This window comes from Ancylobacter sp. TW_SC_1 (assembly GCF_056836805.1).
In genome coordinates, this window is record NZ_CM166365.1 from 1,289,734 (window position 1) to 1,305,281 (window position 15,548).

The following is a 15,548-nucleotide window of genomic DNA, read 5'->3' on the forward strand; positions in this document are numbered from 1 at the left end:
CTGAACTGGGCGTCCCGCGAATGGCGGGGCGCCCTTCTTCTTGAAACGGGCGCCGGTGCTCTACCGGGCGGCCAGCACATCGTAGTGACGGCCGGTCCCAATCCGATCGAACCGCCGGAAGCCGACGTCCCGCAGGAGGGCTTCCAGGGCCTCGGGATCTATCCAGTCCTCGCCACACTCGTAGAATATCTGCTCGACATTCTCGATCCGTTTCGACTTCACGAGTTCGGACAAGACGACGAGTTCATGGCCCTCAACGTCGATCTTCACCAGTATCGGCACGCCGTCCCGGCAGTCCAGAGCATCGAGCCCGGATACGTCTGTCGACATTATCTGCAATGCGCGCCGATCCGCATCCTCGCCGTCGTTCGCCCGCAAGGTCGCGGCGCCCGAGTGCTGCTCCGGAATTTGGATCGTTACCGGTCCGACATCCGCCGAAATGGCGACGCGATGGACTTCCACCTTGTCGCTCGCCGAATTGAGCTTGATGTTGCTGTCAAGAAAATCGGCCGTGGTCGGCACCGGCTCGAATGCAAACGCCCGGATGCAGTTCGGATTCCTTGCCGCGATGATCGAATACAATCCCTGGTTTGCGCCTATGTCGATAAAATAGAACGGAGCGCCGTGCTTCGACAGCAAATCAAACAAGAAAAATCCATATGCACCGTTGACATAAAACTGAAAGGTTCTGTCGTTTTTATTTTCAGTCAATAAAATTCCATACACGGATCGCCTGAACGAGCTGCCCCGCACGTGTTCCAGTCGATAATTCTCGATCCTGACGAGCATACGATTCCATCGCCTTTTCAGGCGCAAAAGAACACCCGCATAACCTTCGGATCGAGCTACCCCGGCCGCTCTCGCCAAGACACCCATGATGTTCTCCCTGCGCCGGCTCTCTACACGGTATCCTTCCTGCCGTCTCCGGAGCAATGTTCGGAAAGAAACGCCGCATGCGCCGGGCGGCGGCTTGCCGGTCGAGGCCGGCATTCGCGGTCCGGGGGCGGCGGCGATCCGTATCGCGGCCGACGGATGACCTGCGAACCGCCGGTCGTCGTGAACGGTCGAGGAAGCGGCGGCGGGCGCCCGGGCGGATGCCGGCCTGCAAGCCGCAGCGCAATCCGGGTTGCATATGCAAAAAGCAACTTATGGTTGACTATTGCGGCGAATGGACATCACAATCAATGTCGCTGGAAATCGAATTAAAAGATTAAGCGGTGCTGCTGTTTTGGCAACGACACCGTTCGTGGCGCATGTCGGCGCATTATGTATCGTTGTTTTCATATGTATCTGCGATACATAATGTAAATGCTAAATGCGAGATGCCATGTTCTGCCGGTAGTGACAAAAATAAAGCCAGACTGTCATGCCGTGATCCGGCGAATTGAACGGATGTCGGGGCTGTCGGGCGCGGGCGCTCGATATCAATTGTGGTCGAGCGTATTACTGTAAAACAATCGTTGGTTGCGGGGGGGCGACGTGCCAGGTCTCAGCAGTGCCCTCGCCCGGTGCCTGTTCCTGAGCGCGCTGTTCGCGGTGGTGGCGTGTACCCCCACCGAACGGAATTATCTGCGCAACGGCATCGGCGCCTCGCTCGCGCCGTCGGACATCCAGGCGTCAACGCAGTTGCTCGACGATTATTTCGTGTCCCTGTGCGAGCAGTCGGGCCTGCTGTCCTATGCCTCCGCAGCAGCGTGCCCGCCGCCGCCGGGAAGCGACGCCTGGACGCTGATCGTGCTGCAGGGCATGAACGACATCGACCGACGGTGCGACGCCTATCTCGAATGGCTCGACGACAAGCGGCGCTCGCGCGCGCCGATGCTTGCCCAGATCAACGATATGCAGACGGCGACGACGAGCATCATCGGTCTCGCCAACCCCGCCTCCGTCGCGGCCATTTCGATCGTCGGCCTCGCTTTCGGCCTGCTGTCCAGCTCGGTCGAGAACTACCACTCCCGGCTCTTGCTGTTGGTCGACTCCTCGACCGTCAATTCGATCGTCATCGAGGGGCGCTTCCGCTTCCGCCGCGAGACGCTGGACCTGACCTATGCCAATAGGCCGGCGGCCGAATATGCGCTCCGGTCCTATCTGCGCATCTGCCTGCCCTTCGCCATCGAGACGCAGGTCAACGACCTCTCCATCCTGGGCTCGCGCCGTCAGGTGCCCGGTCGAGGCGAAACCATCATCCAGTCGCCCGCCGAGGTGCCGATCCGCGGCATGGGCGTCCTGAGAGCCGGGGCCCCGGTGACGACGCGATCCGTTCGGCCGGCGTCCGTTCCCGCCGCTGGCTGGGACAGGATCTCGTCCATAAAGATCGATGTTCCGACGGCGCAGGCGATCCAGAGCGGTCTCTGTCTGACGCCCCGCAGCGACGGACGTTTCGATGCGCAAACCGAGTTCGGCCTGAAAATCTATCTGTCCGTCTCGAAGCAGAACCCTCGCGATGCGGACTGGCGTGCCAATGCCGTCGCGCTGAAGCAGCCCAACATCAACGATCTTCGCAAGGCGAAATGTGCGCCAGGCGCGAGGAATTACCTCGAAAGCCATCTGTTCACCGACGACGTGACACGATCGCAGATCCTGAAGAAGCTCCGCGAACACACCAGCGACAACACCAGCGACAACACCATCGACATCGCGACGCTGCGACGCGCCGTTGCCGAGTGGCGGCTTGGTCCTCCGCCCACCCTCGACAATGGGCCGGACGGCATGTTCGCCGATCAGATCACCCCGGACCTCTACCGAAAAATGACACCCGCGCAGCAATGAGGCTCCACTGGCCGGAGACACGCGATGTTCTACATGGCACTCGATACGCTGAACATGCGGGATGCGCCGCGTATGGACGGCGCCATCGTCGGCGAGATGAGCGCCGCGCAGATTGGACGCCATCTCGACACGAGCGCCGACGGTGCCTTCGTCGAGCTCCTGATCGTGGGAGCCGTTCCCGACCGGCGGGGCTGGGTCAGGCTTGGCGCCCTGCTGAAGCCGATCGAGGCGCCGCAGCGGACCGATTTCAGCATGTTCGCCTTTCTCAAGGCCTGCATCGACGCCGAACGCCTGCTGGCCGATCCCCGGATCAACACCAGTGGCTTCTTCGTCGTCGCCGATTTCCTCATCGCCCTTGCCGACATTGAATCGGGCATCAGCAACACGGCCGGGACGCACCCGCTGACCGGCGGCGTCGGGCCATTCCGCATCGCCGTGGCGGACTGGGAGGATTTCCTCGCCTCGCCCCTGGGGGCGGACTACGCGCTGCCCGATCACGAGGATGGTCTCGACCAGATCGCCGGGGCTGCGTTCCTCGCCCTTCGGGCGATGAAGGCCATCAGTCAGGGTGTCATCGGCCACGACAGGAGCAAGGGCGATCTGCAGACCTCCGGTCCGGCCGGTCCCTATGTCCCAAGCTATGTCGACGTGCTTCTCGCCTTCATGCTCGGCGCCGACGCGGCCATCGCCATCCGCCTTGCGAAGCTCGACAATCATGGCGGGCGCACGGTGGATTCCGTCCTGCCCCCTCGTTTCGCGCCAAGCGATGTCGCCACGCTCAAATCCTTCCGCTCGGCCATCCTGCAAGGCGCGGGCGGCGGCATCGAGACCGTGGACGGGCTCCTGCTGAAGGCGGAGGCTCTGCTGACCGAGCGACTGAGGAAGGCCCTCGACCTGATCCGCCAGCACATACCGGAAGACCTGCCCAAGCTCGATGGGCCGGCGTCCTGGATGCCGGTCGCCGACGCCGAGAAAGAGGCATGGGAGGCCACGCACAAGGACGAGACGACCCCCTCCGGCCGGCAGCGCGTGCTCGACTATTTTCACGCGATCCATTTTCCGACGACCACCGTGGAGCCATGGTGCGGCGCCTTCGTCGGCTTCTGCCTGGCGCAAAGTGGCGCCGACGGGGCCGGGACCCTCGTCAAGAACCCTGCGGGAGCCGCCAACTGGGCGCAGTGGGGCAACGTCGCCATCGCACTCGGCGAGCCCGATCCGCCCTATGGGGCGGTCGTCGTGCTCGCGCCGGATCGCGGCTCCGGCAGTTCCGGCCATGTCGGCTTCTTTCGCGAATATCTCGACCAGAACACCGTGCACGTCCTCGGCGGCAACCAGAGCGACAAGGTCACCCTGGGCAAATTCGCCCGCTCGAAGATCGTCGCCCTGCGCTGGTTCAGCCCCGGCGAGCGGGAACATGCCGACCGGGCCGACGTCGCTCTTGGCGAAATGGCCGGGGGCCGGCTCGCCGGGCTGCTCGACTTTATCGGAAAGCTGGAGAGCAACGGCAACTACAATGCCCATTTCGGCCGGCCGGCCAATATGAACGCCCCCGCCTTCACCGCCATGACCGTGCGCGAGGTGCTGGACTGGCAGCGGGACTTCGTCATCCGCCGGGGGGCGAAATCGTCGGCCGTCGGCAAGTACCAGTTTCTGCGCAAGACACTGGGCGGCCTGCGCGACGCCGGGGTCGTCTCGAACGGCACGCTGCTGGACGAGCAGGTTCAGGACGGTCTCGCCATTGCCCTGATGAAGGGCCAGGGACTCGGCAGGTTCCTCGCCGGATTGCTGTCCGTCGAGGATTTCGGGGTCGGTCTCGCCAAGGAGTGGGCATCTCTCCCCGTGCCGAAGGACGTGAATCGCGGAACGCGTCTCGTCCGCAAGGGGCAGAGCTACTATGCCGGCGACGGCCTCAACAAATCGCTCGCTTCCGCAACCGACTTCATCAAGGTTCTCCGGTCCGTCGCAGGCTAGGCCCGGGCGCCGACGAACGGCGCGCACCGGCGGCCGTTCACTGGAACCTGGCGCGCAGCCGGTCGGTCATGAATTCCATCGCCAGCACGATGATGAAGATGGCGAGGATGATGGCGGAGGCGTTGCGGTACTGGAACAGGTCGAACGCCACCTTCAGCTCCTGACCGATGCCGCCGGCGCCGACGAGGCCGAGCACGACGGAGGAGCGCACCGCCTTTTCCAGCGCGAAGAGCGAGGAGTTGATCAGCGTCGGCATGACGTCGGGCAGGATGGCGCCGCACAGCACCGTGACCCGGTTGGCGCCGATGGCGTGCAGCGCCTCCTGCGGCTTCTTGTCGGCCTCCTCCATCGCCTCGGCGAAGAAGCGGCCGCAGAAGCCGATCGTGTCGACGACGATGGTCATGGTGCCGGCGACGGCGCCGAGACCGAGGGTGGAGACGAAGAGCAGCGCCCAGACGAGATCGGGCACGGTGCGGAACAGCGAGACCAGCGCGCGCGGAAAATGGCGCAGCGCGCCGAGCGGGGAGATGCCGCGCGCCGCCAGCCAGCCCATCGGCAGGCTGAAGACGACGCCGAATACCGTGCCGACCAGCGCGATCTGCAGCGTCTCCAGGATGCGCCAGCCCATGCGCTGGAGAAAGCCGGGATCGGTGTTGGGCGGCAGCATGCGCCCCACCAGCTCGGCCATGCGCGGCAGGCCGGCTGCGAGCTTTTCCGGCGAGGGCGCGACCTGGCCCATCGAGACGAGGAACAGCGCGCCGACCACGACGAGCATGGTGAAGGACAGCGGCGAGATCGACGGGAGCCGCGACGGGGGAAGCGCGGGCGCGGTGGTGCGCGCGGTGGTGCTAGCCATGAAACACGCCATCCATGTCGCGCCGGGAGACCCGCGCGGTGGGCCGGTCGAAATGCACCTTGCCGTCCTTCAGGGCGACGATGCGGTCGGAATAGTCGAGCGCGTGCTGCATGTCGTGGGTGGTGTAGACGAGGGTGATGCCGTGCTCGCCGGCGAGCTCGGAGAAGATGCGCATGATGTCGCGCCCGACCGCCGGATCGAGGCTCGCGGCCGGCTCGTCGGCGATGAGGAGCTTGGGCCGGCGGATCAGCGCGCGGGCGATGGCGACGCGCTGGGCCTGGCCGCCGGAGAGCTGGTCGGCGCGGGCGCTCGCCCGGTCGGCAAGACGCACCTCGGCGAGCGCCTGCATCGCCTCCTCGCGCCATTCGCGGCGGGCGAGGGCATGGTGCCAGGCGCGCCAGCTGCCCTTCAGGCCGAGCTTGCCCTGGATGACGTTGGTGAGCACCGACTGACGCCCAACCAGCCCGTGATTCTGGAACACGAAGCCGATCTGTCGGCGCAGGCGCGTCAGCTGCGCGGTGGTGGGCGCCGCCATGAAGCGCTCGCCCAGCGTGGTGATCTCGCCGCCGCTCGAGGGCAGAAGGCCGATGAGGCATTTGAGCAGCGTCGACTTGCCGGCGCCGTTGGAACCGATCAGCGCGACGCGCTGGTCGGCGCGAATGTCGAGCTCGACGCCGGCGAACACCGCCTGTCCGTTCGGATAGGTCTTGGCGAGGCCGCGCGTGCGGATGATCAGCGGGGTGGGCGCCGGCGTCGGCGCTCTCACCAGCGGGCCGATCTGCGGACTGTCGGGGCCGGCGCTGGCAGGGCCTGGCCCGGCGAGCGTCTGCACGGGAACGTGCTCCATGGCGGCCTCCATCGGTCGGGAAAATTGTCGTCGAGCCGCCTAATCGCGGTCGTGCAAAAAGCCGAAACGCCGGACCGGTCCGTGGACCGGTCCGGCGCCTTGGGAAGCGATCACTCGACGAAGGAGGTGAAGCTCTCGATGCCGATGGTGCGGTACATCGAGCGGACATAGTCGTAGTCGCTGTCCTTCACGTCGGTGATGAAGATGCCGCCCTTGAACTTCTGGTTGTCGTCGCCCTGCAGCACCGCGCCCATCAGCTCGTTGCCGTGCTTGAGGAAGGCGTCGCGCACCTTCACGAAGATCTCCTCGGGAATGTCCTTGCGGGCGACGAGGATGTCGTTGGGCAGGTCGCGGCCACGGGCGACGACGGCGAAGGCGGCGTTGGGGAACGCCTTGCGGATCGAGTTGAGGTGGCCGTAATTCAGGCCGATGGCGGCGATGTCGCCGCGGATGAGGGCTTCCGCCGCCACATTGCGGGAGATGATCACGCCCTCATAATCCTTGCCGTACATGATGCCGAAATCGGCGAGCACCTGGGCCGGCCCGAGATGCTGCGAGGTCGAGCCGACCGAGCCGAACGACACCTTCTTGCCCTTGAGATCGTCGATGGAGCGGATCGGTCCGTTGGCCAGCACCGCGATCTGCGCGAAATAGTCGGGGCGCTGCCAGGCCACGACGATGCGCGGCTGGCTCAGCTCCTTCATCACGACATATTCGGCCGGGCCGGTGAGCACCAGCTCGACATGGCCGGAATTCATCGCCTCGACGGCGGCGGTGCGGGAGCTGACCGGGATGAGCTCGATGTCGAGGCCGGTCACCTTCTCCAGCTCCTTCTGGAAGCCGCCGAACTCCTGCTGCAGGGCCTCCAGGCCCTCAATGTCGGTCACGGCGAAGCGCACCGGCTCGGCCGTGGCCGCGAAGGCCGTCGCCAGGGTGATGGCGAGGGCGGAAACGAGGCTGCGAAACATTTTGTGGCCCTTGCTGTATAGACAGGAACTGCGTTGCGGGGTTATCTGTATAGACAGCGTATGACGCGTACGTGACAGCCGCGTAACAGGTGCCGAGGCGGATTATGAGTTGGCTAATAGAAAATGGACTGGCGTTGGTTGACGGCGAATGGAGCGAGCGTCCCCTCGGGGTGAACGGCGCGATGCTGGCGCCGGAGACCGGCAATGCGCCGCGCCTCGACGCCGGCGGCCTGCTGGTGCTGCCGGGCATCGTCGATATCCACGGCGATGCTTTCGAGCGGCAGATCATGCCGCGCCCGGGCGTGCGCTTCGACATGAAGCTGGCGCTGCGCGACACCGATCGGCAGCTCGTCGCCAACGGCATCACCACCGCCTTTCACGGCGTCACCATCTCCTGGGAGCCGGGCCTGCGCTCGGTGGAGGCGGCGCGCGCCTTCGTGCGGAGCTTCCTCGATCTGCGCGACGAGCTGAGCTGCGACACCCGCCTGCATCTGCGCTGGGAGACCTTCGCGCTCGACGCCATGGCGGAGGTGGCGCAATGGCTCGCCCTCTCGCCGCCGCCGGTCCTCGCCTTCAACGACCACACCACCGGCTCGGTGCTGAAGGGCACCATCGCCCGCAAGATCGGCCAGATGGCGGAGCGCTCGGGCCTCGGCCGCGAGGACTACATGGCGCTGCTCGACCGCGTCTGGGCGCGGCGCGAGGACGTGCCGGCCGCCATTGCCGCGCTCGCGGCGGCGGCGCGCGCCAGCGGCAATGTGCTGCTCGCCCATGACGAGGCCTCGCCCGAGGAGCGCGTTCGCTTCCGCGCGCTCGGCGCCGTCTCCTCGGAGTTCCCGCTCACCCAGGAAACCGCGCAGGCCGCCCGCGCCGCCGGCGAGGACGTCATTCTCGGCGCGCCCAACGTGGTGCGCGGCGGCAGCCATAACGGCGCGCTCGACGCCACCCAGGCGATCCGCGAGGGACGCTGCACGGTGCTGACGAGCGACTATCACTACCCGTCCCCGCTCTATGCCGCGTTCACGCTGGCGGCGGGCGATCTGGCGGCACTGGCGCGCTACTGGCCGCTCGTCTCGCACAATCCCGCCCGTGTCGCCCGGCTCGCCGACAGGGGCAGCCTGCGCGCCGGCAATCGCGCCGACCTCATCCTTGTCGATGCGTCGGACATGGCGCATCCGCAGGTCGTCGCGACCATGGTTGCGGGGCGCATCGTCCATGCCCGCCGGGCGATCGGAACCTCTCCGGCGCCGGCACTGGCGAGCGCGGCGGAGTGAGCGCGTGAACAGGAGCATCCGGTCTCAACCCCACCAGCAGGGCGGCGTCTCCGGCTTCGACGGGCTGGTCTTCCGCCCGCGCAGCGACAGCCCGATCTGGCAGCAGATCTATGATTATGTGCTTTCGCTGATCGACAGCGGCTGCCTTCTGCCCGGCAGTCAGTTGCCGGGCGAGGTGCATCTGGCGGAGAAGCTCGGCGTCACCCGTGTCACCCTGCGCCGGGCGCTGCAGCAACTGCAGCAGGAAGGCCATCTCACCTCACGCAAGGGGGTCGGCGTCTTCGTGCGCAGCCTGCCTTCGGCGCTGGTGGTGCGCGACGGCAGCCGCTTTTCCGAGAGCCTGCGGGCGGACGGCAAGACGGTCACCACCCGCAGTCTGATCCTCGAGGAGGAGTTCGCCGACGCGGCCGATGCCGAGCACCTCCGCCTGCCCCTGGGCGCGCCGGTGATCCGGCTGCGCCGGGTGCGGAGCGCCGACGGACAGCCGATCTACATCAGTACCAAGGTCTTCCCCGCCGCCCTGCTGCCGGACTTCGCCGTGGTCTATGCGCGGCGGCAGTCGGTCACGGACGTCTTCGTCGCGCATGGGATCCAGCGCTACCGGCGCGTCGAGACGCGCATCAGCGGTGGCTTCGCCACGCTCGACGAGGCGACCCTGCTGGAACTCACGCCGGGTACGCCGGTCTTCCGCACGAGTTCGATCAACGAGGATGCGGCGGGCAACCGGATCGAATGGGCGCGCGGCAGCTGGCTGCTGACCTCGGTCGACTTCGTCTTCTGAGGCGGCGTTGCCGCCGCGCGGACGCCGCCAACGGGTGGGCTCTAGGGGCCGTCGGGCAGCGCGAAGACGGTGAGCTGGCCGCCCAGCGCGGTATAGCTGGAGAGCGCCGCATAGGCGTCCTTCGCCCCCGAGCCGGCATTGGGGTCGGCAAGGCCGGCGGCGAGGCCGATGCCGGCCCAGCCGCCGATGCCCGACAGCACGGCGACATATTGCCGGCCGCGATGCGCATAGGTCATCACATTGCCGACGATGCCGGACGGCGTCTTGAAGCGGTAGAGCTCCTTGCCCGTGCGCGCATCGACCGCCTTCAGATAGCCTTCCAGCGTGCCGTAGAACACCACGCCGCCGGCGGTGGCGAGCGCGCCGGACCACACCGAGAAGCGTTCGGGAACGCTCCACACGACCCGCCCCTTCACATTGTCCCAGGCGATGAAGCGGCCGGTCCGCCCCTCGCCGCCGGAGGCCGGATACATGTTCAGCGTCGCGCCGACATAGGGCTGGCCGACCGCGTAGTCGATGTGGAACGGCTCATAGTCCATGCACATGGAGCTGGTCGGCACGTAGAAGAGCTGCGTCTGCGGCGAGTAGGCCGCCGGCTGCTGGTTCTTCGCGCCGATCGCCGCCGGGCAGATACCGGTATAGGTGACGTCCTCGCCCTCCGCCTCCGTGCCGTATGTCGGATCGAGGAGCGGTCGGCCATAGGTCGGACTGGTCCGGTCCACGTCGATGCCGCTGGCCCAGTTCACCGCCGGGTCGAATTTTTCGGCGACCAGCAGTTCGCCGCTCGCACGGTCGAGCGTGTAGGCGAAGCCGTTGCGGTCGAAATGGGTGAGCAGAGGGCGGGTGCGTCCATCCACCACCTGATCGGTCAGGATCATCTCGTTGACGCCGTCATAGTCCCACTGGTCGTGCGGCGTCATCTGGTAGACCCAGCGCGCCACGCCGGTGTCGGCGTCGCGGGCGAAGATGGTGTCCGACCATTTGTTGTCGCCCGGGCGCTGGCTGGGGTTCCAGGTGCCGGGATTGGCGCTGCCGTAATAGATGAGGTTCAGCGCCGGGTCGTAGGCGAACCAGCCCCAGGGCGCGCCGCCGCCGATCTTCCACTGGTCGCCTTCCCAGCTTCGCAGCGAGGAATCCTTGCCGACCGGCTTGCCCAGCGCGGTGGTCTTTTCCGGGTCGAGGAGCATTTCCCCGTCCGGCCCGGTCGAGTAGGCGCGCCAGGCCAGCGTGCCGTCCGCGATATTGTAGGCGCTGATGTGCCCGCGCGCGCCGAACTCGGCGCCGGCGATGCCGACGATCAGCTTGTCCTTCACCGGCATCACGGAGGCGGTGTTGGTCTCGCCCTTCCTCGGGTCGCCGTTCACGGCCGTCCAGCGCACCGCGCCGGTCCTGGCATCGAGCGCGACGACGGTGGTGTCGGCCTGGGCCAGGAACACCATGCCCTGCGCATAGGCGAGGCCGCGATAGACGAGGTCGCAGCACATGACGGCAGCGGTGTCCGCACTCTGCCGGGGCTCGTATTTCCACAGGATGCGGCCGTCATGGTCGAGGTCGAGCGCGTAGACGATGTTGGGGAACGGCGTGTGGACATACATCACCCCGTCGACGACGAGCGGGCTACCCTCATGCCCCCGCAGAACGCCGGTGGAGAACGTCCAGGCCACCTGCAATCCACTGACGTTGTTTATGTTTATCCGGTCGAGGCGGGAATAACGCGTATTGGCGTAATCCAGCGTCTGGATCACCTGCCCGGCCGGGTCGCCGAGCCGCTTCAGCACGTCGTCATTCGCCTGCGCGCCGGCCGCCGCAAAGCCCAGTGTGGCGGCGAGCGCCACGGCGAGAGATCTTGCTGTCACGATCGCCCTCATCTGCATCGCCGACTGGATAGCATGGGCAACGGGCGAGAGCGCAACCGGCCGGCGGAACGCTCAGCCCCGCCAGCCGCGGCTCTTGTCGACGGCGGCCGCGAAGCGCTGGCGGTCGTCGTGCGTCACCGTGCCGTCCGGCTCGAAGCGCCGGGCGGCGGCGCGTGCCGCGCCGATGTCGGCCCCACACAGTTCGGCGAGGCCGAGCGAGGTCATCTCGTGCATGGCGGGGACGCGGACGGGGCGGATGGCGGCGGCGGCGAGGAAACGGGCGAAGTAGGCGCTCTGCGACAGGCCGCCATCGATGGAGATCTCGCGGATCGGCCCGACGCTGGCCTCGGCCGCGTCGATCAGCCCGACGGTCAGCAGGGCGATGCCCTCCAGCGCGGCGCGGACCATGTCGCGCCGGCCGGTCGCCGCGTCCATGCCGATGAACAGCGGCGCTGCCCGCCGGTCCCAATAGGGCGCGGCGAGGCCCGACAGCGCCGGCACGAAGACGAGGCCGCGGCTGAGCGCCGAGGGTCCCTCGAAGCCGTCGAGCTCCTGCGTGTCGGCGTAGAGACCGATCCGGCGCAGCCATTCGAGCGCGGCGCCGGCGTCGTAGACGCCGCCCTCGACGGCGAAGACCGTCGCGTCTTCCCCGCGACGCCAGGCGACGGTCGGCAGCAGGCCGGATTGCGTCGGGCGCCCGGCGCCGGTGACGGCGAGCAGGAAGGCGCCGGTGCCGAAGGTGATCTTGGCATCGCCCGGCCGGCGGCAGCCATGACCGAAGAGCGCCGCCTGCTGGTCGACGATGGAGACCCTGACCGGCACGCCGTCGATGGCGCCGAAGCCGGCATCGACGGAAGCGATGGCGGGCAGGCAGGCGCGGGGAACGCCGTGCAGCGCGCACAGCTCGTCGCTCCACGCGCCGCTGTCGAGATCGAGCAGGCCGGTGCGCGAGGCGGTGGCGATGTCGGTGGCGAAGGTGCCGCACAGCCGGTCGAGGAAGAAGGCGTCGGTGGTGCCGAGGCGCAGCCGCCCCGCGGCCTGCGCCGCCGCGACAGAAGGCAGGTTGGCCAGCAGCCAGGCGAGCTTGCTGGCGGAGAAATAGGGATCGAGCGGCAGCCCGCTGAGGGCCTTGGAGCGCACCTGCGCGGCGGGGCCGAGCGCGGCGAGCGCCTCGGCCGTGCGCGCGTCCTGCCAGACGACGACCGGCGAGAGCGCCTCGCCCGTCACCGCGTCCCAGGCGAGGCAGCTCTCGCCCTGATTGGCGATGGCGATGGCGTCGATCGGCCCCGCCGCCGCGAGCGCCGCGCGGATGTTGCGCAGCAGCTCTTCCGGGTCCTGCTCCACCCAGCCCGGCGCGGGAAAATGCTGCGCATGGCCGAGGCTGCCGGCCAGCCGGGCCTGCCCGCCGCTCTCGACCACGAGGCAGCGCGTCGAGGTCGTTCCCTGATCGATGGCGGCGACGCGCATCAAGCCGTCTCCTCGAAGCGGAAGGCGACCGACCGCGCCTGCAAGGCGGCGGGGGGGATCGGCACGAGGATGCGCCGCTCCGGCATCCATGTCTTCTCCGCCGCCCAGACCTCGCGCCCGTCGATCTCCAGCCAGAGCCGTCCGCGCGCCCGCCGGGTGACGCGGAGCTGGAAGTCGCGCAAGGCCGGCGTCGTGCCGGCCGGGCGGCGCAGCAGGCTCGGCACCACCAGCTTGACCGGCGCGTCGAAGCCGACCGTCAGTGGCGCGCCGGCCTCCGCCTCGCGCGCCAGATCCTCGCGCGCCAGATCCTCGGCGATGGCCCGGCCGACGGCGCGGCCCTCGCGAAACGCCCAGCCGCCGGTCTCGACCGCGCGCAGCACATTGCCGCTGGCGAACACCCGCGGATCGGCGGTGCGCCCGAACTGGTCGATGGCGGGGCCGGCGCTGCCGGGATCGACGCCGATCTCCGACTGCCGGAACAGCGCCGATTCCGGGGTGAAGCGGCCGGTCAGCAGCACGCCGTCGCAGGCGAGCCGGTGCAAGGTGCCGTCCGGCTGGCGCAGGGTGACGTCCTCCACCCGCGCCGTGCCATGGATGTCCACGAGTTCGGTGCCGCACTGAAGCGGAACGCCGGTGAGCGCGGGAAACCAGGTGAGCGGCGCCGGAGTGCGGGGCTGCGGCTCGGGCTCGATCATGGCCACGGGCCGCGCGCCGTGGGTCAGGCAGGTGAGGACCGCCGACAGGCTGACCAGTTCCGAGCCGACGATCAGCGGCCGGCGGAACGGCATCAGGCCGTGGAAGGCGACATAGGATTGCAGCGTCCCGGTGGTGACGACGCCGATCGGGCGGTCGCCGGAGATCAGCCGGGCGGAGCGCGGTGCCTCGCGCGCGCCGGTGGCGATCATGATCCGGCGGGCGGACAGCGTCTCGATGCCGCGAGGGGAGGTGATGTCGAGGCGGCCGGCACCGTCGAACCCGACCACGGTATGGCCGGTGCGTACATCCACTCCGGCGCGGGCGGCCTCCGCTTCCAGCCGTCGTCCATAGGCCGCGCCGAAATAGACGCGGCCGAATTCGCGCATGCCGAAGGGCGAATGGCTGCAATGGCGGGTGGCGCCGCCGAGATGCGGTTCGCGGTCGAGCAGCACGACGCGCTCCACGCCGCGCGTCCGCAGCTCCACCGCCGCCGCGACCCCCGCGGGGCCACCGCCGATGACGACGACATCCGCCATGATGACATTCTTGGCCGCGTTCATGAGGGCTCGCGCTCCCCGACGGCGAGCGGGGTGGCGAGCCGGCCCTCGGTCATCTCGGCAAGGCGGGCGTTGCAGTAGAAGCCCTGGCAGCGCCCCATGCCGGCGCGGGTGCGGCGCCGCAGGCCGCCGAAATCGCCGGGCGGCACGGCGCTGTCGAAGGTGGCCTCGATCTCGCGCCGCGTCACCAGCTCACAATGGCAGACGATCTCGCCATGGTCGGGGCGCTGCCAGTCGCGCTCGCGGCACTCCGTCAGATTGGGGAGGCTGACGCGGGGGGCGGCGACCGGCGCGGGGGCGGGAAGGCCGAAGCTCTCGTGTAGCTTCAGCGCATGCTGCGCCAGCCCGAGCGCCGCGCTCAATCCCGTCGAGCGGATGCCGCCGAGCGTCACGGCGCGCTGCTCCGGCCGGCAGAAGACACGGTAGGCCTTGGATTGAGTGGCCGGACGAAGGCCGGCATAGACCGCCGTCACCGGCATGTTCGCCAGCGCCGGGACGATCTCGGCGCCGCGCGCCAGCAGCATCTCCAGCGCCTCCTTCTCCACCGTGGCGCGCACGCGATCGTCCTGTTCCTCCGCCGTGGGGCCGACGAGCACATTGCCGAAGGCGGTGGGGCAGACGACGACGCCCTTGGTGATCTCGGTCGGCACCGGCAGGACGATGCGCGGCACATGGCGGCAGGCCGCCTTGTCGAGCACGACGAACTGGCCCTTGCGGGGACGGATCTCGAATTCCGGGGCGAAGCCGAGCCGGCGGTCGACGATGTCGCCATAGAGGCCGGCGGTATTGACGACCGCGCGGGCCTTCACCGTGCCGGCAGTGGTGGCCAGCGTCCAGTCGCCGTCGAAGCGGCCCTCGATCAGCTCGGCATTGCGCAGCAGCCTGGCGCCGAGCGCCACGGCCTGGGTGAGATAGGCCAGCGGCGCCGACCAGGGGTCGATGATGTGCTCGCCCTCGACCTCGATGGCGGCGACCAGCCGATCCGACAGGTCCGGCATGGTGGCGCGGGCCTCGGCCCCGGACAGCAGCCGCAATTGGGCGATGCCGTTGTCGCGTCCCTGCGCGGCGATGGCGTCGAGCTTGTCGGCCTCCGGCGCGTTCCAGGCGCAGACCAGCGCGCCGGTGGTCACCAGCGACAGGCCGAGGCTCTCACGGATGGCGAGATATTCCGCCCGTCCGGCCTTCACCAGCTCCAGTTCCAGGCTGCCCGGCGGGGCGTCGAAGCCGGTGTGCAGGATGGCGCTGTTGGCCTTTGAGGCGCCGGAGAGGATGTCGCTGCCCTTCTCCACCAGCACGGCCTTGGCGCCGGCCAGCGCGAAGCGGCGCACGACCGCGCAGCCGACGACGCCGGCACCGATGACGGCGACGTCGAAAGTCTCATCGAAGGGTGGGGTGGGTGTGTGGAGCATGATGCTCCTTTCCATGTCGTCAACGCGCGGCCGGCAGGGGCGGTCGCGTCACATCATTCCGGCCGCGGCGATCGCCGGACGGTCAACGATCCCGCCG

12 protein-coding genes are annotated in these 15,548 nt (G+C 68.2%); 4 read left to right on the forward strand and 8 right to left on the reverse strand.

Annotation, left to right across the window (positions count from 1 at the left end; all coding sequences use genetic code 11):
* Positions 1 to 60: 60 nt before the first annotated feature.
* The gene (locus tag AC1PZ7_RS05995) at positions 61 to 876 is read right to left on the reverse strand and encodes an FkbM family methyltransferase (RefSeq protein ID WP_482358583.1); all 816 of its coding nucleotides are present in this window, start codon (positions 874 to 876) and stop codon (positions 61 to 63) included.
* A 588-nt stretch (positions 877 to 1,464) separates the two neighbouring features.
* Here AC1PZ7_RS05995 and AC1PZ7_RS06000 point away from each other — a divergent pair.
* Both AC1PZ7_RS06000 and AC1PZ7_RS06005 read left to right on the forward strand, forming a co-directional pair.
* Positions 1,465 to 2,769, forward strand: a complete 1,305-nt coding sequence (locus AC1PZ7_RS06000) for a hypothetical protein (RefSeq protein ID WP_482358584.1) — start codon at positions 1,465 to 1,467, stop codon at positions 2,767 to 2,769.
* Between the two features lie 24 nt (positions 2,770 to 2,793).
* Positions 2,794 to 4,740 (forward strand): TIGR02594 family protein, encoded by a 1,947-nt coding sequence (locus tag AC1PZ7_RS06005; RefSeq protein WP_482358585.1) that lies wholly within the window; start codon positions 2,794 to 2,796, stop codon positions 4,738 to 4,740.
* Positions 4,741 to 4,777: 37 nt separating this feature from the next.
* On the opposite strand, the gene phnE is transcribed toward AC1PZ7_RS06005, so the two are convergent.
* From phnE to AC1PZ7_RS06020, 3 genes are all read right to left on the reverse strand, one after another.
* Positions 4,778 to 5,596: a phosphonate ABC transporter, permease protein PhnE gene (gene phnE, locus AC1PZ7_RS06010; RefSeq protein WP_482358586.1), complete on the reverse strand. Its 819-nt coding sequence runs from the start codon at positions 5,594 to 5,596 to the stop codon at positions 4,778 to 4,780.
* The gene (locus tag AC1PZ7_RS06015; protein ID WP_482358587.1) at positions 5,589 to 6,443 is read right to left on the reverse strand and encodes a phosphonate ABC transporter ATP-binding protein; all 855 of its coding nucleotides are present in this window, start codon (positions 6,441 to 6,443) and stop codon (positions 5,589 to 5,591) included. The genes phnE and AC1PZ7_RS06015 overlap by 8 nt, the downstream gene beginning before the upstream one ends.
* Before the next feature lie 110 nt (positions 6,444 to 6,553).
* Positions 6,554 to 7,411 carry a PhnD/SsuA/transferrin family substrate-binding protein gene (locus tag AC1PZ7_RS06020; protein ID WP_482358588.1) on the reverse strand — a complete coding sequence of 286 codons (858 nt, stop codon included), beginning with the start codon at positions 7,409 to 7,411 and terminating at the stop codon, positions 6,554 to 6,556.
* A gap of 134 nt (positions 7,412 to 7,545) precedes the next feature.
* Between AC1PZ7_RS06020 and AC1PZ7_RS06025 the strand changes: the two genes are divergently transcribed.
* Together AC1PZ7_RS06025 and phnF are read left to right on the forward strand one after the other, a co-directional pair.
* A complete protein-coding gene (locus tag AC1PZ7_RS06025; RefSeq protein ID WP_482358589.1) occupies positions 7,546 to 8,685 on the forward strand; it encodes an alpha-D-ribose 1-methylphosphonate 5-triphosphate diphosphatase in 1,140 nt (379 codons plus the stop codon).
* Between the two features lie 4 nt (positions 8,686 to 8,689).
* Positions 8,690 to 9,466 carry a phosphonate metabolism transcriptional regulator PhnF gene (phnF, locus tag AC1PZ7_RS06030; protein WP_482358590.1) on the forward strand — a complete coding sequence of 259 codons (777 nt, stop codon included), beginning with the start codon at positions 8,690 to 8,692 and terminating at the stop codon, positions 9,464 to 9,466.
* A 41-nt stretch (positions 9,467 to 9,507) separates the two neighbouring features.
* Here the strand turns inward: phnF and AC1PZ7_RS06035 are convergent, their stop codons facing one another.
* The 4 genes from AC1PZ7_RS06035 to AC1PZ7_RS06050 are packed head-to-tail and all read right to left on the reverse strand — an operon-like array spanning position 9,508 to position 15,451.
* The gene (locus AC1PZ7_RS06035; protein WP_482358591.1) at positions 9,508 to 11,334 is read right to left on the reverse strand and encodes a methanol/ethanol family PQQ-dependent dehydrogenase; all 1,827 of its coding nucleotides are present in this window, start codon (positions 11,332 to 11,334) and stop codon (positions 9,508 to 9,510) included.
* 60 nt (positions 11,335 to 11,394) lie between these two features.
* On the reverse strand, positions 11,395 to 12,789 hold the full coding sequence (locus AC1PZ7_RS06040) for an FGGY family carbohydrate kinase (RefSeq protein WP_482358592.1): 1,395 nt from the start codon (positions 12,787 to 12,789) through the stop codon (positions 11,395 to 11,397).
* Positions 12,789 to 14,045 carry an NAD(P)/FAD-dependent oxidoreductase gene (locus AC1PZ7_RS06045; RefSeq protein ID WP_482358593.1) on the reverse strand — a complete coding sequence of 419 codons (1,257 nt, stop codon included), beginning with the start codon at positions 14,043 to 14,045 and terminating at the stop codon, positions 12,789 to 12,791. The genes AC1PZ7_RS06040 and AC1PZ7_RS06045 overlap by 1 nt, the downstream gene beginning before the upstream one ends.
* On the reverse strand, positions 14,042 to 15,451 hold the full coding sequence (locus AC1PZ7_RS06050) for an FAD-dependent oxidoreductase (protein WP_482358594.1): 1,410 nt from the start codon (positions 15,449 to 15,451) through the stop codon (positions 14,042 to 14,044). The genes AC1PZ7_RS06045 and AC1PZ7_RS06050 overlap by 4 nt, the downstream gene beginning before the upstream one ends.
* Between the last annotated feature and the right edge of the window lie 97 nt (positions 15,452 to 15,548).

Bases quoted from the DNA above. Each gene is read 5' to 3' on its own strand.
- AC1PZ7_RS05995 (WP_482358583.1), bottom strand. From the start codon at position 876: ATGGGTGTCTTGGCGAGAGCGGCCGGGGTAGCTCGATCCGAAGGTTAT.
- AC1PZ7_RS06005 (WP_482358585.1), top strand. From the start codon at position 2,794: ATGTTCTACATGGCACTCGATACGCTGAACATGCGGGATGCGCCGCGT.
- phnE (WP_482358586.1), bottom strand. From the start codon at position 5,596: ATGGCTAGCACCACCGCGCGCACCACCGCGCCCGCGCTTCCCCCGTCG.
- AC1PZ7_RS06015 (WP_482358587.1), bottom strand. From the start codon at position 6,443: ATGGAGCACGTTCCCGTGCAGACGCTCGCCGGGCCAGGCCCTGCCAGC.
- AC1PZ7_RS06020 (WP_482358588.1), bottom strand. From the start codon at position 7,411: ATGTTTCGCAGCCTCGTTTCCGCCCTCGCCATCACCCTGGCGACGGCC.
- AC1PZ7_RS06035 (WP_482358591.1), bottom strand. From the start codon at position 11,334: ATGAGGGCGATCGTGACAGCAAGATCTCTCGCCGTGGCGCTCGCCGCC.
- AC1PZ7_RS06040 (WP_482358592.1), bottom strand. From the start codon at position 12,789: ATGCGCGTCGCCGCCATCGATCAGGGAACGACCTCGACGCGCTGCCTC.
- AC1PZ7_RS06045 (WP_482358593.1), bottom strand. From the start codon at position 14,045: ATGAACGCGGCCAAGAATGTCATCATGGCGGATGTCGTCGTCATCGGC.
- AC1PZ7_RS06050 (WP_482358594.1), bottom strand. From the start codon at position 15,451: ATGCTCCACACACCCACCCCACCCTTCGATGAGACTTTCGACGTCGCC.